Raw genomic sequence first — 22905 nt, forward strand, 5'->3', positions numbered from 1 at the left:
CCCCTCGTTCGCGGCGGCCGCCCCCGCCGAGGCCCCGCCCCACACCGGCGGGCTGCTCCTGCTGATCGACGGCACCGCAGGCCTCCTGACGGTCGCCGCCCTCGGCATAGCCCTCCTCCTCCACCTGATCATCAGGGTCAGGCTCCAGCCGTTCGTCGCCCTGCTCGCCGTCTCCATAGCCGTCGGCCTGCTGGCCGGCCTGTCCGTCACCGAGCTGTTCGGGACCGTCCAGCGCTCGGACGCCGTCTCCACCGTCGAGTCCGGCATGGGCGGCATCCTCGGCCACGTCGCGATCATCATCGGCCTGGGCACGATGCTCGGCGCGGTCCTCGAGGTCAGCGGCGGCGCCGAGGTGCTGGCGTCCCGGCTGCTCGGCCTGTTCGGCGAACGGCGCGCGCCCCTCGCCATGGGCCTGACCGGCCTGATCTTCGGCATCCCGGTCTTCTTCGACGTCGGCATCTTCGTGCTCGCCCCGATCGTCTACGCGGCCGCCAAGCGGGGCGGCGGGTCGATCCTGCTGTACTGCCTGCCCCTGCTGGCGGGCCTGTCGATGACCCACGCGTTCCTGCCGCCGCACCCCGGCCCGGTCGCGGCCGCCGCACTGCTCCACGTCGACCTCGGCCGGGTCATTCTCATGGGCGTCGTCTGCGGCGTCCCGGCGGTCCTCGCGGCCTGGGCGTACGCGGCGTGGGTCGGCCGCCGCGTCTTCGTCGCCGTGCCGCAGGACATGGTCGAGGCGGCGGCGGAGGCGAAGCGGGCCGTCGTCGAGGAGCAGCGGGCGCAGGGCGTGACGCCGCGCGAGGACCCGGTGCCGCTCGGCACGGTCGTCGGGATCATCGGGACGCCGCTGGTGCTCATCCTCGCCGCCACCTTCTCCTCGATCGCGCTGGACCCCTCCACGGGCCGCTCGGTGATCGAGTTCTTCGGCAGCCCGTTCGTGGCGCTGACCATCGCCCTGCTGCTGGCCTACTACCTGCTGGGCATCCGGCGCGGCTGGTCCCGCAGGTCGCTGGAGACGGTCTCGACGGCCTCGCTGAAGCCGGTCGGCAACATCCTGCTGGTCGTCGGCGCGGGCGGGGTCTTCGGCGCCGTCCTGAAGGCGAGCGGGGTGGCCCAGGCCCTCTCGGACGCCTTCAACGGGATCGGCCTGCCGGTGATCGTGCTCTCCTACCTGATCTCGGTGGTGCTGCGGGTCGCCCAGGGGTCCGCCACGGTGGCCATCGTGACCACGGCGGGCATCGTGGCGCCGCTGCTCGCCGAGGGCGACCACTCGCAGTCCTTCGTGGCGCTCGTCATCATGGCCGTCTCGGCCGGCTCGATCTTCGCCAGTCACGTCAACGACGGCGGATTCTGGATGGTGGCCAAGTACTTCGGCATCAGCGAGCGCGACACCCTCAGGACGTGGACCGTGCTGGAGACGGTGCTCTCGCTGGCCGGGTTCGCGACGGCGGCCGTATTGAGCCTCTTCGTCTAGGTCTCGCCGGGGTCGGGGCGCGCAACTCCCGTAACGAAGTAGGGGCTGGCTGTGTCCGGCACAGGATCTTCGACCATACTGCCCGCTGTGGAGCAGCGCATAGGTTCGAGCAGCCAGCCCCTGGAGGGCGCCGGATTCGACCCGGCATTCATCCCCGGGCTCACGTCGCCCGCGACCGCGAAGCCGGCGGACGGGTCGCAGACCGAGGACGAGGTCGTCGACACCGGGGAGGTGAAGGCCGAGGACGCGGAGACCGAGGACGCGAAGGGCGCCGGGGCGAAGGGCGCGGAGCCCGCCGTCGGGGAGTCCGCCGCCGACGAGCCCGAAGCCCGGGCCGAGGAGGAGGAGCCGGCCGACGGCCCCGCCTTCGAGGCCGCCGACCGCCGTGCCCGGTTCACCGCCGACGCGCGGGGCGTGCGCCTGCGTCTCGACGAGGAGGAGTGCGAGTTCCGCTGGGACGAGATCGGCGCCGTCGAGACGGAGTCGCCCCGGTTCGGCAAGCGGTTCACCATCACGGTGCACACCCCTGACCGCCGTTGGTACCCGATCGAGATCGAGGCGACGGCCAGGGCGCGCTTCCAGGAGTGGGAGGACCAGCTGGACGCGGTCCTCGACGCCTACTTCGAGGAAGGCGACGCCGAGGACGCTGCGGCCGACGCGAAGGACGCCGACGCGAAGGACGCCGAGGACACGGACGTCAAGGGCGCCGGCGTCAAGGACGCCGACTAGTCAGGCGCAGTACTGGCTCTGCTTCCCGATGGACCGGTACATGCAGTCCGCGTTCTCGAGAAGCTGTAGCACCGCGTCCCGGTTGCGGGAGGTCTCCCGCTCGATGACCTCGTCGGGCGGGTAGAACCCGCCTCCCGCACCGGACGTCGGATACATCTCGAAGGTGTACGAGAAGATCTTCTGCGTGCCCCAGAGGTAGTCGTCGATCGACCCGTCGGTGATGTACAGGTCGCTCGACTGCTCGGCCGTGTACCCGTTGCTCGCGGCCATCTTCTGCCCGACGGCCTTGAACGCGGCGTTGTCGTCCGCGGTCATCCCCGTCGCCGTGTCGGAGTAGGTGTAGCCGAACGGCCACAGCACCAGTTCGCTGTAGGTGTGGAAGTCGATCCCGGCGGTGATCTGCTGCTTGCCGCCCACCACCCGGCTGCGCACGAAGTCGGCGACGACCTTCACCTCGGGCGCCGACTCGGCGGACGCGCCGCGGTAGGTCTCGGAGGACGTGGACCCCGAGGAGCCGCCGCAGCAGCCCCACTTGAAGTTCCAGTTCCGGTTGAGGTCCGTGCCGACGTACGAGGAGCCGGAGTTGGGCTGGCGGTTCTTGCGCCAGGAGCGGTAGGAGCCGGTGGCGATGTCGTACTCGCCGCCGTCCGGGTTGAGGTCGGGGACGATCCAGATCTCGCGGCCGTTCACCATGTTCGTCACCCGCGGGTCCGAGCCGTAGCCGGCGCCCAGCTCGCGGATCAGGTACAGCGCCATCTCCACGGTGAGGTGCTCGCGGGCGTGCTGGTGGTGGGTGAACAGCACCTCGGGCTCCGCCTCGTCGACGCCCACGTTGTCGCTGATCTTGACGGCGACGATGTCCCGGCCCTGGTACGACCTGCCGATGACGCGCTTGCTCATGATGCCCGGGTAGGCGGCGATGCGCTGGTCGATCTCCGCCGTCATCTCGGCGTAGTTGTGGTACTTCGCGTCGGCGGTGGGGAAGTCGAACAGCCTCCCGCCGTCCTGCCCGGCCCGGTCCGGCGCCGAGCCGAGCGCGGAGACCTCGTATCCCTGGGCGCGCAGCCGCCGGATCTGCTCGGCGCGGCCGGAGACCACCACGCTCTCCGCGTCGGCCTCGTCGACGCTGACCCCGGACGCGGCGATCGCGGTGCGCAACTGGGGGGTGCTGTGCGGGACGTGGACCTCGTACTGCCGGACGTCGTCGGCGGACGGCGCGGCCCCGACGGCCCCGCGGGCCGCCGCGTCGGTGACCGTCGCCGACAGGGGCGCCGCCAGGGCGAGGGCCAGCAGGGCGGCGAGGGCGGCGGAGCGCCGGCCGCCGATGCCGGCGCCGGCGCCTGATCCGCGAATGCGAAGTCGCATGAACTCTCCTCGTGGGGAGTCGGGTCGTGGGGGGCTGTGCGTGTGCCGTGTGCGGCGGTGCGGTGCCGCTCATCGTCAATCCGTGGCATGGACAGGTCAAGGGACGACAAAGGGCCGATGGCCGGAACCATGCGAAAAACGGCGCATGACCGGCCGCGAAGTGTAATTGCGCCCGCATCCGGCGAAAGCGATCACACGCGCGAGCGGGTGCGCACATCGGGTGCAGATCGCGCGGGCCCTCTTGCCGCCCCGGCCTCTTTGAGCTTTCTTGACCTTCATGGCGGACACCACGGGACCACCCACGGGACACTCCACGACCACCGGGCCTCTCCCCGGAAGCGACGACGAACCCGCACCGCGCACGTCCAGTTGGAAGCACATCGGCCCCGGGATCGTGGTCGCCGCCACCGGCGTCGGCGCCGGCGACCTGGTGGCCACGCTCATCGCCGGCAGCAACTTCGGCTACACCCTGCTCTGGGCGGCGATCGCCGGCTGCCTGGTCAAGATCTCCCTCGCCGAGGCGGCCGGCCGCTGGCACCTGGCCACCGGCCGCACCCTGTTCGACGGCTGGGCGAGCCTGGGCCGCTGGACGAGCTGGTTCTTCGTCGCCTACGTCGTCGTCTGGGGCTTCGTCTACGGCGCGGCGGCGATGTCGTCGAGCGCGCTGCCGCTCCAGGCGCTCTTCCCGCACGTGATGGACCTGCGGTGGTGGGCCGTCGCCTGCGGGCTGGTGGGCCTGGTGTTCGTGTGGTTCAACAAGTACGCCGTCTTCGAGAAGGTCATGACGCTCCTGGTGGGCGTCATGTTCGTGGTGACGGTCTATCTGGCGGTCCGCGTCACCCCCCACCTCGGCGAGGCCTTCGCGGGGCTGCTGCCGGTCCTGCCGGACGAGAAGGACTCCGTCCTCAACACCCTCGGCCTGATCGGCGGCGTCGGCGGCACCATCACCCTCGCCGCCTACGGGTACTGGGTCAACGCCAAGGGCTGGACCGACGCGGGCTGGATGAAGGTCATGCGGCTCGACAACCGGGTCGCGTACCTCACCACCGGCGTGTTCGTCGTGGCCATGCTCTTCGTCGGCGCGGAGCTGCTGCACTCCGCGAACGTGGCGATCGCGAGCGGCGACAAGGGGCTCGTCCAGCTGAGCGACATCCTGGAGGAGCGGTACGGGGCGGCGACGGCCACGTTCTTCCTGATCGGCTTCTTCGCCACCTCCTTCACCTCGCTGATCGGCGTCTGGCACGGCGTCAGCCTGATGTTCGCCGACTTCGTCGCCCGGCACCGCGGCCGCGGCGACGCCGGCGGCACGCAGGTCGCCTCCGGGGAACGGGAACGGTCCTGGCCCTTCCGGGCGTATCTGCTGTGGCTGACCTTCCCGCCGATCGTGCTGCTCTTCCAGGGGCAGCCGTTCCGCCTGATCATCCTCTACGGCGTGCTGGGCGCGGCCTTCCTGCCCTTCCTGGCGGGAACCCTGCTGTGGCTGCTGAACTCCTCGCGCACGCCCGGGCGGTGGCGCAACGGACCGCTGAGCAACGGGATGCTGGTGCTGGCGGGCCTGCTGTTCCTGGTGCTGTGCGTGAAGCAGATCGCGGACCAGCCGTGGGGGGACTTCTTCTGATTCCGGGCACGGGCAGCGCGGGTGCGGGGGCCGTCCCGTGGGCCGGGCAAGGCCGGGGCCCCGGGCGTCGGGCCGGGGTCCGTCAGGCGCCTCTCGCGGACCGCCGATCCGCGGCGGGAGGCGCCCGCGTCCCGGCCCGTACGGGCGGCTCGGCGCGAGCGCGACCCGCGGTGCGACACGGGGCGTCGCCGGCCGCGCGCACCGGCGCCACGGGCCGCGTCTGCCCGCGCCGCCCGGCGAGCGGCGCCCGGCGCGGGAGGCTCCCGCCCTGCTCGCCGACGCCCGGACCCGAGCCGGAAGGCCAGTCCATCGCCGTCCCCTCCGCCGTCAGTCCTCGGCGCTGCGCCACCGCGGGCTGAGCGCGATCGCCCGCAGCTGCCCCATCGTCAGGGCAGGCTCGGCCCGCGTCGCCTTCCGGTCCTGCGCGGAGGCGTTGAACGCGCTGACCACCACCCGCAGGCCGTCCTTGCGCAGGGTGTCGGCGGTCCACATCACGACGCCCTCGCCGCCCTTCTCGCCCGGCCCCTGGCGCGTGGCGACGCGGGTGCCGTCGGCGAGCGTCTCGGCGTCGGAGCCGTACAGCTCACCGGCCGCATCCGACATCCCCGGCTGCACGTTGACCTGGACCAGGCCGGCGCCCTTGCCGTCGTCGACGACGAAGTAGGCGTAGCCGCTCTCCTGGCTGCCGTGCGCGACGCGGTCCAGGCCCTCGGGCAGCAGGAGGCTGAGCTTGCGCAGGATGAGCCAGCCGGCCATCCCCCCGGGCCGGGCGGACGAGCCGGACGATCCGGGAGGGGGAGTGCCCTCCTTCTCCCCGGGCATGGCGTCGATGATCCGGCGCCAGTCGGAGGCCGCGGCCAGCGCCTTCAACCGGGCCGGCGACAGCGGCGGTTCGGGCCGGGTCACCGGCTTGCCCTTCTCCGCGGCGGCGTTCCACTCGATGACGCTCACATGGTGCCCGGCCGGGGTGACCAGGTCCGCGCCCCACGCCTTGGTGTCCTCGCGGCGGTCGGGATACTCGTACCCCTGGTAGACGGTGACCGCCGACCTGTCGGGCAGGATCTCGGTGGTGCAGGTCTCGAAGGGCGACTGCCCGCCCTTCTTCGGGCAGGGCAGCACGGCGGCGGACGGATTGACCTCGCGGCCCTGCGAGCGGACCCGGTCCAGGCCCACGGAGACGGACCCCGCCCCCTTGCCGTCGTCGAACGCGCCCACCGCGAGCGGCGGCAGGTCCCCGCCCGTGCCGCGCGCGTCGGAGGTGGTGAACGTCCCCCGCGGCAGCAGCTTTCGCAGGGTGCGGACCACGTCGTCGGCCGAGTAGGCCTTCGGCGCGGCGCTGCCCTCGGCGGCGACCGAGGACGGCTTCGCGGCGGGCGCGCCGTCCCACGGCGTCAGCAGCGCCCCGCTCACCCCCACGAGGGCCAGTCCGGCCGCGCCCCCCGCCACGGCCGCCCTGCGCCGCAGCCGGCGGCCGCGCGCCTGCCCCGCGGCCACGAGCGTGCCGCTCGGGCTGCCGAAGGCGCCGCCGGTCTCGTGCAGGGCCGCGGCGAGCCGCTCCTCGAAGGGATCGCTGTGCTGGTCAACGGGCATGGTGAACCACCGTCTTTCGCGGGAGATGGAGGGAACGTCTTCGGCCGGGGCGGCGAGGGCCGGCGGCTCAGGGGCGGGCGTACAGGCTCATGTCCTCGCCGAGCAGCTCCCGCAGCCGGCCGAGCGCCCGGGAGCAGCGCGTGCGCACCGCCGCCGAGCTCGCGTTCATCGCGCCGGCGGTCTCCTCGACCGAGCGGTCCTCCCAGTACCGCAGGACCACGACGGCCCGGTCCTTCGCGGGCAGCCGGCCCAGCGCCTGCAACAGGGTGAGCCGCAGCGGCATGTCGGCGGCCCCGCCGTCGGCCACGTCCGGGAACGTCGCCACGGCCCGCTCGCGGCTGCTGCGCCGCCGCTGGTGGGCGAGGAAGGTGCGGGTGAGGACGGTCTGCGCGTACCCGGCCGGGTTGTCGACCCGGGACACGCGCGTCCAGCGCAGGTAGAGCCTGCCGAGGGTCTCCTGCACCAGGTCCTCGGCGAGGTGCGTGTCCCCTGCGGTGAGCAGACACGCCGAGCGGTACAGATGCCCGGTGCGCGCCGCCGCGAACTCGGCGTAGCCCTCCGCGCGGGCGGACTGCCTCATGAATGTTCCCCCTGTGCCGGTCTGCCTGCTGTCCTCACCTCACTAATGCGGTGGGGGGAGGGAAATGTTTCACGGCGGACCGACAGCGGGGCCTCGGCCGGCGCCGGGTAGGTTCGGGGCTGTGACAGACCAGCCGCCGCCACCGCCCGCCGTGCCCCCGGGCTTCGGCCCGCCCCCGCCGCAGTACGCCCCGCGGGCGGTCGCGCCGCAGGCCTTCCCCGCGCAGCAGGGCCCGCCTCCGTACGCCTCGCCCCCGTACGCCTCGCCCCCGTATGCCGCGCAGCCTCACGCCCCGCAGCCCGGACCGGGCGGGGCGGGGCCGGGGTTCCTGGCGGTCGACAAGCGCAACTCGGTCGTCGTCGACGCGTCGGGCGTCGCGTTCGAGATGTACGACATCACCGTGGACTTCCCGTGGGCCGAGATCCGCAGCGTGCACTACCGCGCGCGCCCCGACGGCAGGGCGCTGATGGTCGCCGTCGTCCATCTGGACGGCAGGGTCTACGAGTGCGTGGTGACGGCGAAGCCGAAGGAGCGGTTGCAGGGCTGGTTCGCCCAACTGGCCTGGGTGCTCGGCCACTACCGGCCGACGGGCTGAGGGCCGGGGGCTCGCGGCCCGTCGGAGGGCGGCGCGGCCTCAGCGGGCCGGCGCCCAGTCGTCGGCCAGGAGCCCGAGCAGCACCTCGTCCAGGAACGCGCCCATCACCCAGGCCGAGGAGCGCAGCACGCCCTCGCGGACGAAGCCGTTGCGCTCGGCGGCGCCCAGCATCGCGGCGTTGTCCGCCAGCGTCTCGATCTGGAGCCGCCGCAGGCCGCGCACGACGAAGCCGTAGTGGCACAGCGCCGCGACCGCGTCGGTGCCGTACCCCTTGCCGCGGGAGACCGCCAGCAGCCCCAGCCCGATGTGCGCGGACCGGTTGTGCGCGTCGATGCCCCACAGCGACGCGGTGCCGACCAGCGTGCCGCCGTCGAGCTCCACCACGGAGAAGGGGGCCTGCCGTTCGTTCTTGTCGTCGACGACGAGCGGCGAGTCCGTCGAGCCGGGCGTGAGCGGCCGCCACGGGTGGGTTCCGGACCGCGAGGCGTTGACCACGTCGTCGTAGAGCTCGGCGTGCAGGACCGGGATGTCGTCCTCGTGCCGGGCCCTGAGCCCGACCTTGCTGCCTCGTAGCATGCAGGCTTCCTACCGGAGCGGGCCGACGGGGGGCAATCCGATTACCGTCCCGCCGGCGCCGCGCCGCACTCCTGTGGCCCTACGGCAGCCCGTGCACGTGCGGGCCCACCGCCGACGACCAGGCGTTGCCCGCCGCCGCGTCCCAGTTCGTCGACCAGGTCATGGCCCCGCGCAGTGCGGGATAGGTCTTCGAGGGCTTGAAGGAGCCGCAGTTCGTGCCCCTGGCCAGACAGTCCAGGGCGTTGTTCACCACGGACGGGGAGACGTAGCCGCTGCCCGCGCCGCGGGTGGACGCCGGCACGCCGAGGCCCACCTGGGACGGGGCCAGACCGCCCTCCAGCTGGATGCAGGCGAGCGCGGTGAGGAAGTCCACCGAGCCCTGGCTGTACACCTTGCCGTCGCAGCCCAGCATGGAACCGCTGTTGTAGTACTGCATGTTGACGACCGTGAGGATGTCCTTCACGTTCAGCGCGGTGCGGAAGTAGCCGTTGGACGTCGACTGCATGTCGATCGTCTGCGGGGCCATGGTCAGGATCAGCCCCGGCCCCGCCTTCGCCGACAGGGAGCGCAGCGCCTGGGACATGTACGTGGGGTCGAGGCCGTTCTCCAGGTCGATGTCGACGCCGTCGAAGCCGTAGGTCTGCATCAGCGCGTACACCGAGTTCGCGAAGTTCGCCGCGGACGTCGCGTCGTTGACCGACACCGTGCCGTTCTGGCCGCCGACGGAGACCACGACCTTCTTGCCGGCCGCCTGCTTGGCCCTGATGTCCGCCGTGAACCGGTCCACCGTGTAGCCGCCGAGGCCCGCCGAGTCCAGCGTGAACGACACCGCGCCCGGCGTCGACGTGGCGTCGGCGAAGGCGACCGCGATGATGTCGTAGGCCGCGGGGACGTCGGAGATCTTCTGGACGGTCGCGCCGTTGTCGAAGTTCTGCCAGTAGCCCGTCACGGCGTGCCTGGGCAGGCCTCCCGTACCCGGGTCGCCGCCGGTCGCGGCGGTGGCGCCCGTCACCGGCGCCGACCTGGCCGACTCGCCCGCCGCGTTGGACGCCGTGACCTGGAAGGTGTACGCCGTCGAGGCGGTCAGCCCGGTCACGGTCGCGGAGGTCCCGGTCACCGTCGTCGCCTTCGTGCCGCCGCGGTAGACGGAGTAGGCCGTCGCGCCGGGCGCCGCGTTCCAGGACAGCGACACGGACGACGACGTCGTGCCGGAGACGGTGAGGCCGCCCGGCGTGCCCGGCACGGTGGGGGCCGGGTCGCCGCCCCCGCCGCCGTCGGGGCCGAACACGGAGACGTCGTCGGCGTAGTAGGCCGCCTGGCCGTACCAGCCGTGCGTGTACACGTTCACCGAGGTCGTCGACGCTCCGGTGGTGAACGTCGTCGACAGCCGCTTCCACGCGGGGGCGTCCGGCGTCCAGGTCGAGACGTCCGTCGTGCCCGTGCCGGTGACGCCCAGGTAGGTGTAGCCGCCCTGGACCCAGGCGCTCAGCGTGTAGGTGGAGCCGGGCTTCACCGCGACCGTCTGGCCGCAGCGTGCGTTGTCCTGTCCGGCGGGCGTCGCCCTGAGGGCGGACGCGCCCCCGTGCACGGGCGAGGAGACCGTCGTGCCGCTCGCCGCCGTACAGGTCCAGTCGGTCAGGCCGGCCTCGAAGCCGGCGTTCCTCGCGTTGTTCAGGTCCGCGGCGGACGCCTGAGCCGCGCCCGTCAGGGACAGGACGAGGGCGGCGGCGAGGGCGCCCGCGGCTCTCGGCCAACGTCGTGTCACGTACTTAAGTGGGGACATGACAACAAGTTGGTCCAGACCAATTCTGTTGTCAAGGGGTCCGCCCGTGGAGGGCCCGTGGAGGCGACCGGCGCGTAACCTGCCCCGATTTGCTGCGAGTTGCGCAAAGAAGAGATGTCAGGCAGCCACGGAAAGCTGTTCTCCGGCCACAGGGCGCTGGATACAGTGCTGAGGTAGTCACGCAATGAAGTCACCCCGGTGCACCGGAGTAACTCCGGTGGGCCGGACCGCGGGAATCGGGGAGCTGCGCGTGCCAACAGCCATTGCCGTGACCGGAGCCGACCTGGCGCTGGCGCCCCAGGACGAACGCACCCTGCCCGCCGCCGTCCTCGCCGACCTGGACCGCCGGCCGCTGGACGAGGCGCTCGCCGCCGTCCAGACGCTCGTCGACCAGCACGGGCACGTGATCGTCCTGTACTCGCGGACCGCCCCGGCCGCCGTGGAACAGCGGCTGCACACCGTCCGCTCCCTCCTGGAGAGCGACCGCATCGCGCTCTTCCGCCCCGACCTGCCGCCGCTCGCGGTGGCCGTCCTGGCCCGCCAGTTGCGCCAGCTCGCCTCCTGCGACCTCGGCCCCGGCGTCATCGCCTCCGCCGGCCGGCTGCTCACCCACTACCTGCACGCCGGAGCGCTCCTCGGCTCGGTCGCCCGCCTCGACCGCGTCCCCGGCGTCGGCCTGAAGTCGCACGCCCGCTCCTGGGTGCCGGGCAGCCAGTTCGGCGTCCTCGCCCATCCCCAGCCGCAACTGGTGCGCGCGACGCCCGAAACCGCGCTGCCCGGACCCGAGTTCGGCACCTGGCTGCTGGTCGCGCGCGGCCAGTTGCAGTCCGACTGGGTCACCGACGTCCTGGCCCCCGCCTGGAAGGCCCAGGGCCTGCGGGAGACGACGCTGCCCGCCGAGTCGGCCGACTGGTGGGGCACCGGCAAGGCGATCGAGTTCTGCGCCTACCTGCCCGACCTGTCCGTCCTCTACCAACTGGTCGCCTCGGTACGGCAGAGCGTCTGCCACTGGTGCGGCATCGACGTCATCGGCGACCGCTGCGTCTTCTGCTCCGCGACCCCGCCCGCCGCCGCCGAACTCACCGCCCGCACCGCCCAGCCGGCCCGTGCGCTCACCACGGGCGGCTGACCCCGCATGACCCGCCCGTCCGTTCCCGCCCGTCCGACCCGACCCCCGACGAGGTTGTCCGGCCCATGAACTCCCGTCAGCGCCGCGGCGTGATTCTCCTGCTCCTGTCGGTGGTGTGCGCCCTCGGCGCGTTCGCCGGCGTCCTGTCCGTCATGGACGACGTGAAGTCCAAGGTCGGACCCGAGGTCGCCGCGTACGAGCTGCGCGCCGACGTGGCGCCGTACACCACCCTGAGCGCGGACCAGTTCAAGAAGATAGAGATGCCGCGGCGCTGGCTGTCCGGCAACGCCGTCACCGACCTGGCCGCCATCCGCGGCAAGATCGCCGTGACGACGCTCAGGAAGGGCTCGCTGTTGCAGAGCGACATGATCGTCGACCAGCCCGCCCTCCAGCCGGGCCAGCAGGAGGTCGCCATCATGGTCGACGCGGCCACCGGGGTCGCGGGCAAGATCACCCCGGGCTCGTCGGTCAACGTCTACGCCACGTTCGAGGGCGCCAAGGAGGGCGACCCCGACCAGTCGAAGATCATCGTCACCGGCGCCCGCGTCCTCGACGTCGGCGAGATCAAGGCCCTGGAACCGGACGAGAACGACCGCGCCCGCTCGGCCACCGACGCCGTCCCCATCACCTTCGCGCTGTCCACCCTCGACGCCCAGCGCATCACGTACGCGGAGTCGTTCGCCAAGCGCGTGCGCCTCGCCCTCGTGGCACCCGGCGGCAGCGCCGCGGTCCCCGACAAGGACCGCACGTACGAACTCGCCACGGACAAGTGAGAGGCCGCCGCCCATGCCCACGAGGATCCTCCCGGCCGTCGGCGACGCGGACGCGGTCCGTTCCCTCACCACCTTGCTCAGCCAGCTCCCGGACGCCGAACCGGTCACCCCGGTCGGCGACTCCACCCAGCTCGTGGACACCCTCGCCCGCCTCGCCGCCGAGTCCGTCGACGAACTGCCCGAGGTCGTCGTCGTCCACGAACGCATCGGCCCGGTGCCGGCCCTGGAACTGGTCCGCGAGGTCGCCCTGCGCTTCCCGGCGGTCGGCGTCATCCTCGTCACCACCGACGCGGGCCCCGGCCTGTTCGCCGCCGCCATGGACTCCGGCGCCCGCGGCCTGGTCACCCTCCCGCTGAGCTACGAGGACCTCGCCAGCCGCGTCCAGGCCGTCGCCCAGTGGTCGGTCGGCGTACGACGCCACCTCGGCCACGCCGGCGACGTGTTCACCGGCGTCGGCGGCACCGTCGTCACCGTCAGCGGCGCCAAGGGAGGCGTCGGCGCGACCCTGACGGCCGTCCAGCTCGCCCTCGCCGCACAGGCCTCCGGCCGCCCCACCGCCCTGGTCGACCTCGACCTTCAGACCGGCGACATCGCCTCCTACCTGGACGTGCAGTTCCGCCGCTCGGTCGTCGACCTCGCCGCCATCGCCGCCATCTCGCCGCGCATCCTCGCCGAGGCCGTCTTCCGCCACGACACCGGCGTGGCCCTGCTGCTCGCCCCCGGGGAGGGCGAACGCGGCGAGGAGGTCACCGACCGCGCCGCCCGCCAGATCCTGACCGCCCTGCGCTCGCGCTACGAGGTGGTGGTCGTGGACTGCGGCGCCCAGCTCAGCGGCGCGGGCGCGGTCGCCGTCGAACTGGCCGACCGCGCCCTGCTGGTGACGACCCCCGACGTGGTCGCCGTCCGCGGCGCCAAACGCACCGTGCGCATGTGGGACCGGCTCCAGATCCGCAAGGCGGAGGAGACGACCGTGGTCGTCAACCGGCACAGCCGCGTCACCGAGATCCAGCCCTCGCTCATCCAGAAGATCACCGGCACGGCCGTCGCCGCGACCACGGTCCCCGCCAACTTCAAGGAACTCCAGGCCGCGGTCGACGCCGGCCGCGTCCACGCCCTCGACGGCAAGGGCGCCGTCCGCCAGGCGCTGTGGGCGCTCGCCGGCGAACTCGGACTGGTCAAGGCGCCGCAGACCGCGCTCGTCCGCAGGAGCGGCGGGCGCGGACGCGGCCCGGACCGGGGCCCGGCGGGGTTCCGGCGGCGGAGGGAGTGAGATGAGCGCACGGCAGGCGACAGCGCGCGCCCGGACCCGCGCGAGGGCCGCCCGCGCACGCGACACGGGCCAGGTCACCGTCGAGTTCCTCGGCATGATCCCGCTGATCGTCGTGACCCTGGTGGTGGTCTGGCAGTTGGTCCTCCTGGGATACACCTACACGCTCGCGGGCAACGCTGCCGACGAGGCGGTGCGGGCGGGGACGGCGGCCGGGCCGGGGGAGCGGGACGCGGTGTGCCGGGAGGCGGGGACCGCGAAGCTGTCCGACGCATGGCGGGCGGACGCCGACGTGAGCTGCGGCGGCAGCGGCTACGTGACGGCCGACGTCACCCTGCACGTCCCCGTCCTCTTCCCCGGCGCCTTCGACCTGCCGTTCACCGTGCACGGCCATGCGGGCGCGGTCGAGGAAGAGGACGGCGACTGAGATGGCGTACCGCGAGCGCGCGAGCGACACCGGACGCGGGCCGGGACAGGAGCGCCGAAGCCGGCGGGGGCGTGGAGAGGAGCGCGGAGGCGGGCGGGGGCGCGACCGGGGGCAGGCGGCCATCGAGTACCTGGGGTTCCTGCCCGTGCTGCTCGCCGTGGCGCTGGCCGTCGTCCAGCTCGGCCTGGTCGCCTACGGCGCCCAGCAGGCGGGGACGGCGGCCCGCACGGGGGCGCGCAGCGCGTCCCTGCACGAGGACTACGCCGGGGACTGCGCGCGGGCGGTCAGCAGCTGGCTGGCCGCGGCCTGCGCGCCCGCGTACTCCGGCGACGAGGTCCAGGTCACGTCCACCGTCACCATCCCGTCCGTCATCCCCGGCGTCGGGGACTTCGAGGCCCACCGGACGGCCACGATGCCGGTCGACCACTGAAGGAAGGGCATCCGACATGAGCCTGCGCGCGCGCATCACCTCCCCCGAGGAGAACGGGCGGGCCGAGGACGGCCACCTGGTCGCCTCCTACCGGACCAAGCTGCTGGAGGAGATCGACCTCGCCGAGATGAGCTCCCTCGCGGCGGCCGAGCGCCGGGCCCGCCTGGAACGGGTGCTCGGGCACATCATCAGCCGCGAGGGCCCGGTGCTGTCCACGGCGGAACGGGCCCAGCTGATCCGCCGGGTCGTCGACGAGGCGCTCGGCCTCGGCATCCTGGAACCGCTGCTGGAGGACGCCTCGATCACCGAGATCATGGTGAACGGCCCCGACGCGATCTTCGTCGAGCGCGGCGGCCGGGTGGAACAGCTCCCCCTGCGCTTCGCGTCGAACGACCAGCTGATGCAGACGATCGAACGCATCGTCTCGACGGTCAACCGGCGGGTGGACGAGACGAACCCGATGGTCGACGCCCGCCTCCCCTCGGGCGAGCGCGTCAACGTGATCATCCCGCCGCTGTCGCTCACCGGCCCCATCCTCACCATCCGCCGCTTCCCCCGCTCCTTCACCCTGCACGAGCTGGTCGGCTTCGGCTCGCTCGACGAGCAGATGCTGTTCCTGCTCGCCGGCCTGGTGCAGGCGAAGTTCAACGTGATCGTCTCGGGCGCGACCGGCACCGGCAAGACGACCCTGCTCAACGCCCTGTCCGGCCTGATCCCCGACGGCGAGCGCATCATCACCATCGAGGACTCGGCCGAGCTCCAGCTCCAGCAGTCCCATGTGATCCGCCTGGAGTCGCGCCCACCGAACGTGGAGGGCAACGGCCGCATCACCATCCGCGACCTGGTCCGCAACTCCCTGCGGATGCGCCCGGACCGCATCGTGGTGGGCGAGGTCCGCGGCGGCGAGTCGCTCGACATGCTCCAGGCGATGTCGACCGGCCACGACGGCTCCCTGGCCACCGTCCACGCCAACAGCGCCGAGGACGCCCTGATGCGGTTGCAGACCCTCGCCTCGATGTCGGAGGTCGAAATCCCCTTCGTCGCCCTCCACGACCAGATCAACAGCGCCGTGGACGTCGTCGTCCAGCTCACCCGGTTCGCCGACGGCGCCCGCCGCGTCACCGAGATCGCCCTGCTCGACAGCCACGGCGGGGAGCCGTACCGGCTCGCCACGATCGCCCGCTTCCACGCACAGCCGATGACCGCCGACGGCCGCGTCCACGGCGCCTTCGAGTACTTCCCGCTCCCGCGCCGCACCGCGGACCGCCTCTACATGGCGAGCCAGCCGATCCCGCAGGCGTTCGGCGTGGCGCGAGCGGCCCACGAACTGACGACACGGGAAGCCCGGTGACGCCGATGGACCTCCACACCCTGACCAGCCTGACCACCGGCGTGGCCCTGCTGACCTGCGTGCTGGCCGTCGCCGGCCTGCACGTCTACGGACGCGGCCGGGCGCAGCGGGCCGAGCTGGTCGAACGCCTCTCCCACACCGGCCAGGTCGCCGGCGCCGGCCGCCGGCGCAGGTTCCGCGGCCTGGACCGGCGGCTGCGCCGCACGAAGGCCGGCCGCAAGCTGGAGCTGCGGCTCGCCGCGACCGGCCTCGACGTGACGCCGGGCGAGTTCTTCGCCTGCATGCTGGCGGCGGTGGCCGGCCTGTGGCTGGTCGGACAGGCCACCCTGGCCCCCTTCTTCGGCCCGCTGGCCGGTCTCCTCGGCATCTGGGCCGCCTGGCAGTTCCTCAACTGGCAGCGCCAGAAACGCATCGAGAAGTTCATCAACCAACTGCCCGAACTGGCCCGGATCCTGGCCAACGCCACCCACGCCGGGCTCGCGCTGCGCACCGCGGTCGGCATGGCGGCGGAGGAGCTGGAGGCGCCGGCCGGCGAGGAACTGGCCAAGGTGGCCAACCAGCTGGCCGTCGGCCACTCCATGGACGACGCGCTCGGCGAACTCGCCGACCGCCTCCCCTCCCGCGAACTCGTCGTCCTCGTCACCACGCTGGTCCTCTCCAACCGGGCGGGCGGCCAGGTCGTCGGCGCACTGCGCAACCTGACGGAGACCCTGGAGGAGCGCAAGGAGACCCGGCGCGAGGTGCGCACCCAGCTGTCGCAGGTCAACACCACCGCCTACGCCGTGCCCGTGCTCGGGGTGGGCTCCCTGTTCCTGATGAACGGGGTCAAGGACGGCGCCCTGGAACGCATGACCGGCTCGCCGGTCGGCCAGGGCGCCGTCATCATCGCCTTCGCGCTGTACGCGGTCGGCTTCTTCCTCATCCGCCGCATGTCCCGGATCGACGTCTGAGCCGCGGGGAAGGGTGCACGAACCATGGAACTGCTGCTCGCGACCGTCATGGGCCTCGCCGTCTGGGGCGCCTTCGCCGGGATCCGCATGTACCGGGCCGACGCCAAACTGCCCCCGGACCTGGCGCTGGCCCTGGAGGTCGGCGCCACCCGCACCGGCGCGGTCGACTCCCTCGTCGACCGGATGGGCATGCGGTACGCCCCCGCCGTGCTGCGCCTCATGGGTCCCCGGCAGGTCGCCAGGTACCGCCGGAAGATCGACCTGGCGGGCAACCCGGGCGGCCTGACCATCGACCGGTACGCGGCCCGGCGCGCGGTGTACGGCGCGCTGGGCGGGTTCGGCGGACTGGTCTTCCTCCTCCAGGGCAGGATCGTCCTGGCCCTGCTGCTGTTCGCGTTCGCCGCGTTCTGGACCGAGGTCGGCATCTGGGCGGCGATCCGGATCCGCCGGGACGTCATCGAGCGGACGCTGCCCGACTTCCTCGACGTCCTCGCCGTCGTCGTGAGCGCGGGGCTGGGCTTCCGCCAGGCGCTCGGCCGGGTCGCGTCGAGGTACGAGGGGCCCTGGGCGGACGAGATCCGCATCACCCTGCGCCAGATGGACCTCGGCGTGAGCCGCCGCGAGGCCTTCGCCGAGCTGCGCCGCCGCAACGACTCCGAGCAGGTCGCCATGTTCGTGACGGCCCTTCAGCAGGGCGAGGAACTCGGCGCCCCGATCGTGGACACGCTGGTGTCGCTGGCCAAGGACATGCGCCGCACGGACGCCCAGAACGCCCGGCGCAAGGCCGCCCGCGCGGTGCCCCGGGCCACGCTGATGATCACCACGTTCATGGTCCCGGCCACCATGCTCCTGCTCGGCGCCGGCCTCCTGCTCGGCTCGGGCACCGACTTCAGCCCCCTCACGGGCGACTAGGCGAGCGGGGAGGACGGCGATGGCGGCGACCACACGGGCGGCGCGCACACGGGCGGCGGCGGCACGGGCGGCGCTCACCCGGTCCGGGAGGACCAGGGGCGCCGGGGCGTCGGCGCTGGACGACGTCTCCCTCGAGGTGAACGCCCTCCAGGCGATGTGCCGGCAGGTCTTCGGATTCCGGCTCGCGATGATCGCCGTCGCCGCGCCCCCGGCACTGCTCAACGCCGCGCCCGGCACGGGCGTGCGGCTGGTGGGCGCGGCCGTGGTCGTCACCTTCATGGGCTCCTACGTCCTCTTCCGCGACTGGGAACGCTTCGGCCCCCTGCTGCTGCACCACCCCTCGCTCCTCGCCGTGGACACCCTGTTCGGCGCGCTGCTGCTCGTCTCGGCAGGACCGGACACGACCCTCGCCTACGTCAGCGTCTGCACCCCGCTGCTCGCCGGCATCGTGTACGGCTGGCGGGGCGCCGCCTGCTTCGCCTCCCTGCAGTCGCTGATCCTGCTGCTGGTCTACGCCGCCCTGCGGGAGGGCCCGGGCACCGGCGTCGCGGAGCGGCTGCTGCTGCCCGGCCTGTGCGTCATCACCGGCGCGATGGGCTCCACCCTGCGCCGGCTCATGCTGAGCTTCGGCTCGGCGACCCAGGCCCTGACCGCCGTGCGGGCCCGGCTCGCCGTCACCGAGGCGGTCGCCGCGGAACGCGCCCGGCTGGCCCGGGAGATGCACGACTCCGTGGCCAAGACCCTCCAGGGCGTGGCTCTCGCGGCGGACGCCCTGGCCCGGTCGGCGGGCTCGCCGGACATGGACCCGGAGCGGGTGCGCCGGGACGCCGACCTGGTGGCCCGGGCCGCCCGCCGCGCCGCCGCCGAGTCCCGCGAACTCCTCACCGAACTGCGCCGGGACGATCCGGACCCGGCGCGCGAGATCGACGTCCTGCCGGAACTGGCTTCCCGCACACGGGCGTTCGCCGAGCGCACCGGCCTGCCCGCGAGCTACCACGCCACGGGCGAGCGTGCGACGCTGCCGGTCCCGCCCGCGGTGGCCCGCCATCTGCTGACCATCGCCTCGGAGGCCATGGACAACGTGCAGCGCCACGCCGGGCCCACGCGCGTCGACGTCCACGCGGGCGTCCACGACGACGCGCTGTGCATCAGCGTGTCCGACGACGGGCGCGGCCTGCCCGACGGCGTCACGCTCGAACAGCTGCGCCGCGACGGTCACTTCGGCCTGGTCGGCATGGCGGAGCGGGCCGCAGCCATCGGCGCCCGCCTCCACGTCGGCCGCGGCGCGCACCACACCGGGACCGAGGTCCGTCTGGAGCTGCCCCTCACCGGATCCCGCCCGTGAACGACACCCCCCACCCGAACGGAAGCCACGTCATGCCGGACCGATCGCCGCACCCGGGCGCCGTGCACCCCCTGTTCCCCCCGCCGCCCCGGCCCGCCCCGGTGCGGGTCATGGTGGCCGACGACAACCCGGTCGTCCGGGCGGGTCTGACGGCCCTGCTCCGCGACCGGGACGACATCGACGTCGTCGCGGAGGCGGCGGACGGCCGTGAGGCCTGCGAGGCCGCCGCCCGGCACCGGCCCGACGTCGTCCTGCTGGACGTCCGCATGCCCGGCGTGGACGGCCTCGCGGCCCTGCCGCACCTGGCCAGGACGGCCCACGTGCTGATGCTGACCTACAGCCACGAGGCCGCCGTCGTCCGGGCGGCCCTGCGCGGCGGGGCGGGCGGTTACCTGGTGCACGGGGAGTTCACCGTGCAGGAGCTGGTGTCGGCGGTGCGGGACGTCACGCTGGGCCGGGCGCACTTCACCCCGACCGCGGCGACGGCCGTCCTGGAACAACTCCAAAAGAGTGCGACTGCACACGATGAAGCGGACTCTATCCCCCTTATTTCCCTGACTTCGGAGGAATCGCTTTCGCAGTTGCAATCAACCGTGAGAGCATCGGGGGCAGAGGGTGGGGCAGGGTACGCGCTCAGCGGGAGGGAGGCGGAGATCATGGATCTCATCGCGTCGGGCATGAACAACCGGCAGATCGCCGCCACCTGTTTCATCAGCGAGAAGACGGTCAAGAACCACATCAACCGCATCTTCGCCAAGCTGCACAGCAGCAGCCGCTCCGAGGCCGCGGCCAAGTGGCTGGGCACGGCGGGGACCTCCGGGCGAGGGGTGGGGTGACGGGCGATGGCGAGTCGCGATTGGGCCCGGCATTGGGCCCGCGGGCCCTTATCCGGCACGGGCGTTGCGGCCTACGCTCGGACGGCCGACAGCGGCGCCGGCGCCGAGCGGGCCGCTCACGCGACACCCGGAGGGGAACAGCATGACCAACTGGAACCGGATCCACACCACCGTCGCACGCCTCCAGGCCCGGACCGCCCGCACCGACAAGGGCCAGACGGCGGTGGAGTACCTGGGCATCATCGCGGTGGTCGTCGCCATCGTCCTGGCCATCACGGGCACGGACATCGGGCAGACGATCTACGACGCGATCACGGCGAAGATCGCCGAGGTCACCGGCTGACACGGCCGCGCGGCGACGCAGGGCAGGCTTTCCCCATCTACATCACGGTGGTGGCGGGCCTGCTCTTTCTCGCGTTGGCGTATCTCGCCGTCGGCCAGGCCGCGGCCAACCGCAACGGTGCGCAGACGGCGGCCGACGCCGCGGCGCTCGCGGCGGCGCAGGACACCCGGCGACAACTCGCGGACAGGTGGACCGAGGTGCTGCGCGACCCGGCCAAGTGGCCGGACATCCTGCACGGCATCGCGCAGGGGCTGGTCTCTTCCTGCCCGCGCGCCGCCGACCTGGCCGCCCGCAACGACGCCAGCATCACCGCCTGCGACGAGGGCGGTCTCGACGTCAGGGTCGGCGTCCGTACCGACAAGTCCGTCGGGGACTCCATCGTCCCGGGCACGGAGAACGTCCACTCCAAGGCCGAAGCGCGGGCCGTGATCGACCCGCTCTGCGATGTCGAACCCCCCGGCGAGGACCCGGCGGACGACGCCCTTCCGGAGCTCACCTGCAAGAACGACCAGAACTGGACGCCGGATCCGGACGATCCCACGAGCCTGCCGGAACCTCAGGACCTCTTCCGTGTCCATCTGGCCGACTGACCGAACAAGCACGAGCGACGAAGGAAGCAAAAACATGGGCATGGGGATCACGACGGAGGCCCGCAGGGGGTTGATCGCGGCGGCTGTGGCGGCGGGTCTCGCTCTCGGAGCGACGGGTTGCGGCGGCGGGGGCGACGACAAGAAGCCCGAGGCGTCCACGGCGCCGTCCAGGGGGAGCGACTCCAAGCCGAGCGCACAGGAGGGCCAGTCCGACACGCCCTTGGCCGAACTGAAGGGCTCGGACGGTCTCCTGCTCGACATCTCCTCGGCCGAGCGCGATGCGGGCGGCTTCGTGACCGTGAACGGCACGCTCAAGAACGACGGCGACAAAAGCGTCGTCGTCCCCGCCGCGCTGAGCGGGAACGAAACCGAGATCGTGCGCAACGGACGGTCGTTCGGCGGAGCCACCCTCATCGATCCCAAGGGCAAGAAGCGCTACTACGTGCTCCGCGACACGGACGGACGTCCGCTCACGACCTCGGGGTTCTCCACGGTCAAGTCCGGGGAGAGCCTCTCGGTCTTCATGCAGTTCCCGGCGCCCCCGTCGGGCACCGACGAGGTCACCTTCCAGCTGCCGACCTTCGCCTCGGCCTCGATCACGATCTCCGGGTGAGGTCCGCCATGCGCCCAGCCCGTGCCCGCCTCACCCTCTCCCTCCTCACCCTCACCGTCGTGTTCGCCGCCCCCGTCCCCGTCGTGCGGGCCGACACCTCGCCCAGCGTTCCCCCCGGCACCGAGCCCACCGCCACCGCGCCCGTGCGGGTGGACCCCAACGATCCCGACCTCAAGCTCCCGGAGGGCGGCACCCTCGCCGAGCCCAAGGTGCTCGACATCAAGCAGGTCGTCGAGGACGAGTCGGGGGACGAGCGACGTGAGGACACCAACGCGGACGTGACGTTCGCCCTCCAGGCCGAAGTCCTCTTCGGCAAGGACAGCGCACGGCTCGGCCCGGCGGCGAAGTCCCGGATCGGCACGATCGCCGCGGAGATCGAGAAGCAGCACACCACCATGGTCCGCGTCTTCGGCTTCACGGACGACCTGGGCTCCGCCGCCCACGGCGACGTCCTGTCCAAGCAGCGGGCGGACGCCGTCCAGGCCGAGCTCGCGGGCCGGTTGAACGATCCGGACATCACCTTCGAGGTCCGCGGCTACGGCGAGCAGTACCCCATCGCCGACAACGCGACCGAGGCCGGCCGCAAGAAGAACCGCCGGGTGGAGGTCACCTTCCCGCGCACGGCGGGCTGAGCCTCACGCACGCACCCGCACCCGCACCCCGGCCGTCAGCCCCCACCCGGCCATCGCGCCGGCCGCCGCCTCCAGGACGTGCCGGGACCGCAGCCGGGGCAGCCCCAGCCGTCCGGGCGCCATGGTGCGCACCGCGATCACGGTGAGCGCGCGGTCGAGGTACGCGACGTCGATCGGCATGCGCATCCCGAACGTGTGCACCCCGCCGGCCGGCGACAGCAGCATCGCCCCGTCCACCGCGTCCCGCCCGAGCAGTCCCCTGGTCCGCGCCCGGTACGAGGCGGCGATCTCCAGGGGCACCCGGACGTCCTCCACGAGGAGTTCGCCCCGCCCGTCCCGCCAGCGCGCCATACCCGTCTCCCCTCGGCCGCGTCGCTACCCTCTGCACGGTAGCGAGCCGGGACACGGGAAGGGCCCTCTCATGCGGAAGATCGTCCTGATGATGTCGACGTCCCTGGACGGCTACATCGAGGGCCCGGGCCGTGACATCTCCTGGCATCGCGTCGACGAGGAACTGCACCGGCACTTCAACACGTACATCCGGGGACTGGGCGGGCTCCTCAGCGGCCGGACGACGTACGAGCTGATGGCCGGGTACTGGCCGACCGCCGACGCCGATCCCGACGCCTCCCCCGTCGAGGCGGAGTTCGCCGGCATCTGGCGCGAGATGCCCAAGACCGTCTACTCGCGGACGCTGGAGCGCGCCGACTGGAACACGACGATCGTCCGGGAGGTGGTCCCCGAGGAGGTCCTCGCGCTCAAGCGGCAGGAGGGCGGGGACCTGGGGCTCGGCGGAGCGGACCTCGCCGCCGCCTTCCTCCGGCACGACCTCGTCGACGAACTGCGCGTCTACGTCCACCCGGTGCTCGTCGGCGGGGGCAAGCCCCTGTTTCCGCAGGGTCTCGCGGGCGCCGCGTCCGAGACCGCGCTGCGGCTCACCGGATCGCACGCCTTCGGCAACGGGGTCGTGCTGCTGGAGTACGAGCGTCGCCGCTGA

25 protein-coding genes are annotated in these 22905 nt (G+C 72.8%); 19 read left to right on the forward strand and 6 right to left on the reverse strand.

Annotation, left to right across the window (positions count from 1 at the left end):
• Together KMS84_RS24405 and KMS84_RS24410 are read left to right on the forward strand one after the other, a co-directional pair.
• Nucleotides 1–1474 (forward strand): GntP family permease (locus KMS84_RS24405; RefSeq protein WP_256918580.1); only part of this gene is annotated, 1474 nt, incomplete at its 5' end.
• An 87-nt stretch (nucleotides 1475–1561) separates the two neighbouring features.
• Complete coding sequence (locus tag KMS84_RS24410) at nucleotides 1562–2203, forward strand: hypothetical protein (RefSeq protein ID WP_256918581.1); 642 nt, start codon at nucleotides 1562–1564, stop codon at nucleotides 2201–2203.
• Here the strand turns inward: KMS84_RS24410 and KMS84_RS24415 are convergent, their stop codons facing one another.
• Nucleotides 2204–3568 carry a M14 family metallopeptidase gene (locus KMS84_RS24415; RefSeq protein WP_256918582.1) on the reverse strand — a complete coding sequence of 455 codons (1365 nt, stop codon included), beginning with the start codon at nucleotides 3566–3568 and terminating at the stop codon, nucleotides 2204–2206.
• A 277-nt stretch (nucleotides 3569–3845) separates the two neighbouring features.
• Here KMS84_RS24415 and KMS84_RS24420 point away from each other — a divergent pair, with 277 nt between their 5' ends.
• Nucleotides 3846–5186, forward strand: a complete 1341-nt coding sequence (locus KMS84_RS24420; RefSeq protein WP_256918583.1) for an Nramp family divalent metal transporter — start codon at nucleotides 3846–3848, stop codon at nucleotides 5184–5186.
• A gap of 327 nt (nucleotides 5187–5513) precedes the next feature.
• On the opposite strand, the gene KMS84_RS24425 is transcribed toward KMS84_RS24420, so the two are convergent.
• Both KMS84_RS24425 and KMS84_RS24430 read right to left on the reverse strand, forming a co-directional pair.
• Nucleotides 5514–6776, reverse strand: a complete 1263-nt coding sequence (locus KMS84_RS24425; protein ID WP_256918584.1) for a hypothetical protein — start codon at nucleotides 6774–6776, stop codon at nucleotides 5514–5516.
• Nucleotides 6777–6843: 67 nt separating this feature from the next.
• The gene (locus KMS84_RS24430) at nucleotides 6844–7356 is read right to left on the reverse strand and encodes a SigE family RNA polymerase sigma factor (protein WP_256918585.1); all 513 of its coding nucleotides are present in this window, start codon (nucleotides 7354–7356) and stop codon (nucleotides 6844–6846) included.
• 121 nt (nucleotides 7357–7477) lie between these two features.
• Between KMS84_RS24430 and KMS84_RS24435 the strand changes: the two genes are divergently transcribed.
• Complete coding sequence (locus tag KMS84_RS24435) at nucleotides 7478–7951, forward strand: hypothetical protein (RefSeq protein WP_256918586.1); 474 nt, start codon at nucleotides 7478–7480, stop codon at nucleotides 7949–7951.
• Nucleotides 7952–7990: 39 nt separating this feature from the next.
• Here KMS84_RS24435 and KMS84_RS24440 read toward each other — a convergent pair whose 3' ends face one another.
• Together KMS84_RS24440 and KMS84_RS24445 are read right to left on the reverse strand one after the other, a co-directional pair.
• On the reverse strand, nucleotides 7991–8527 hold the full coding sequence (locus KMS84_RS24440; RefSeq protein WP_256918587.1) for a GNAT family N-acetyltransferase: 537 nt from the start codon (nucleotides 8525–8527) through the stop codon (nucleotides 7991–7993).
• Between the two features lie 79 nt (nucleotides 8528–8606).
• Entirely contained in the window at nucleotides 8607–10310 is a 1704-nt protein-coding gene (locus tag KMS84_RS24445) for a chitinase (protein ID WP_256918588.1), read from the reverse strand.
• A 250-nt stretch (nucleotides 10311–10560) separates the two neighbouring features.
• Between KMS84_RS24445 and KMS84_RS24450 the strand changes: the two genes are divergently transcribed.
• The 14 genes from KMS84_RS24450 (at nucleotide 10561) to KMS84_RS24515 (ending at nucleotide 21908) form a co-directional block, all read left to right on the forward strand.
• Nucleotides 10561–11439: a hypothetical protein gene (locus tag KMS84_RS24450; protein WP_256918589.1), complete on the forward strand. Its 879-nt coding sequence runs from the start codon at nucleotides 10561–10563 to the stop codon at nucleotides 11437–11439.
• A 65-nt stretch (nucleotides 11440–11504) separates the two neighbouring features.
• Complete coding sequence (cpaB, locus tag KMS84_RS24455) at nucleotides 11505–12212, forward strand: Flp pilus assembly protein CpaB (protein ID WP_256918590.1); 708 nt, start codon at nucleotides 11505–11507, stop codon at nucleotides 12210–12212.
• Nucleotides 12213–12225: 13 nt separating this feature from the next.
• A complete protein-coding gene (locus KMS84_RS24460; protein WP_256918591.1) occupies nucleotides 12226–13482 on the forward strand; it encodes a CpaE/TadZ family protein in 1257 nt (418 codons plus the stop codon).
• A gap of 1 nt (nucleotide 13483) precedes the next feature.
• The gene (locus tag KMS84_RS24465; protein ID WP_256918592.1) at nucleotides 13484–13906 is read left to right on the forward strand and encodes a TadE/TadG family type IV pilus assembly protein; all 423 of its coding nucleotides are present in this window, start codon (nucleotides 13484–13486) and stop codon (nucleotides 13904–13906) included.
• Nucleotide 13907: 1 nt separating this feature from the next.
• The gene (locus KMS84_RS24470) at nucleotides 13908–14336 is read left to right on the forward strand and encodes a TadE/TadG family type IV pilus assembly protein (RefSeq protein WP_256918593.1); all 429 of its coding nucleotides are present in this window, start codon (nucleotides 13908–13910) and stop codon (nucleotides 14334–14336) included.
• 16 nt (nucleotides 14337–14352) lie between these two features.
• A complete protein-coding gene (locus tag KMS84_RS24475) occupies nucleotides 14353–15687 on the forward strand; it encodes a TadA family conjugal transfer-associated ATPase (RefSeq protein WP_256918594.1) in 1335 nt (444 codons plus the stop codon).
• Between the two features lie 5 nt (nucleotides 15688–15692).
• Nucleotides 15693–16637, forward strand: coding sequence for a type II secretion system F family protein (locus KMS84_RS24480; RefSeq protein WP_256918595.1), 945 nt, complete (start codon nucleotides 15693–15695; stop codon nucleotides 16635–16637).
• Nucleotides 16638–16661: 24 nt separating this feature from the next.
• A complete protein-coding gene (locus tag KMS84_RS24485) occupies nucleotides 16662–17549 on the forward strand; it encodes a DUF5936 domain-containing protein (RefSeq protein WP_256918596.1) in 888 nt (295 codons plus the stop codon).
• Between the two features lie 19 nt (nucleotides 17550–17568).
• A complete protein-coding gene (locus KMS84_RS24490) occupies nucleotides 17569–18894 on the forward strand; it encodes a sensor histidine kinase (RefSeq protein WP_438818979.1) in 1326 nt (441 codons plus the stop codon).
• A 32-nt stretch (nucleotides 18895–18926) separates the two neighbouring features.
• Nucleotides 18927–19730, forward strand: coding sequence for a response regulator (locus KMS84_RS24495; protein ID WP_256918597.1), 804 nt, complete (start codon nucleotides 18927–18929; stop codon nucleotides 19728–19730).
• Nucleotides 19731–19872: 142 nt separating this feature from the next.
• The gene (locus KMS84_RS24500; protein WP_256918598.1) at nucleotides 19873–20073 is read left to right on the forward strand and encodes a hypothetical protein; all 201 of its coding nucleotides are present in this window, start codon (nucleotides 19873–19875) and stop codon (nucleotides 20071–20073) included.
• Nucleotides 20070–20663, forward strand: coding sequence for a pilus assembly protein TadG-related protein (locus KMS84_RS24505; RefSeq protein WP_256918613.1), 594 nt, complete (start codon nucleotides 20070–20072; stop codon nucleotides 20661–20663). The genes KMS84_RS24500 and KMS84_RS24505 overlap by 4 nt, the downstream gene beginning before the upstream one ends.
• A gap of 34 nt (nucleotides 20664–20697) precedes the next feature.
• Nucleotides 20698–21276: a hypothetical protein gene (locus KMS84_RS24510; protein WP_256918599.1), complete on the forward strand. Its 579-nt coding sequence runs from the start codon at nucleotides 20698–20700 to the stop codon at nucleotides 21274–21276.
• An 8-nt stretch (nucleotides 21277–21284) separates the two neighbouring features.
• Entirely contained in the window at nucleotides 21285–21908 is a 624-nt protein-coding gene (locus tag KMS84_RS24515) for an OmpA family protein (protein ID WP_256918600.1), read from the forward strand.
• A 3-nt stretch (nucleotides 21909–21911) separates the two neighbouring features.
• Here KMS84_RS24515 and KMS84_RS24520 read toward each other — a convergent pair whose 3' ends face one another.
• Nucleotides 21912–22259 (reverse strand): DUF192 domain-containing protein, encoded by a 348-nt coding sequence (locus KMS84_RS24520; protein ID WP_256918601.1) that lies wholly within the window; start codon nucleotides 22257–22259, stop codon nucleotides 21912–21914.
• Nucleotides 22260–22329: 70 nt separating this feature from the next.
• Here KMS84_RS24520 and KMS84_RS24525 point away from each other — a divergent pair, with 70 nt between their 5' ends.
• Nucleotides 22330–22905 carry a dihydrofolate reductase family protein gene (locus KMS84_RS24525; RefSeq protein ID WP_256918602.1) on the forward strand — a complete coding sequence of 192 codons (576 nt, stop codon included), beginning with the start codon at nucleotides 22330–22332 and terminating at the stop codon, nucleotides 22903–22905.

This window comes from Streptomyces hilarionis, assembly GCF_024539675.1.
In the GTDB taxonomy this organism is placed as follows: Bacteria; Actinomycetota; Actinomycetes; order Streptomycetales; family Streptomycetaceae; genus Streptomyces; species Streptomyces hilarionis.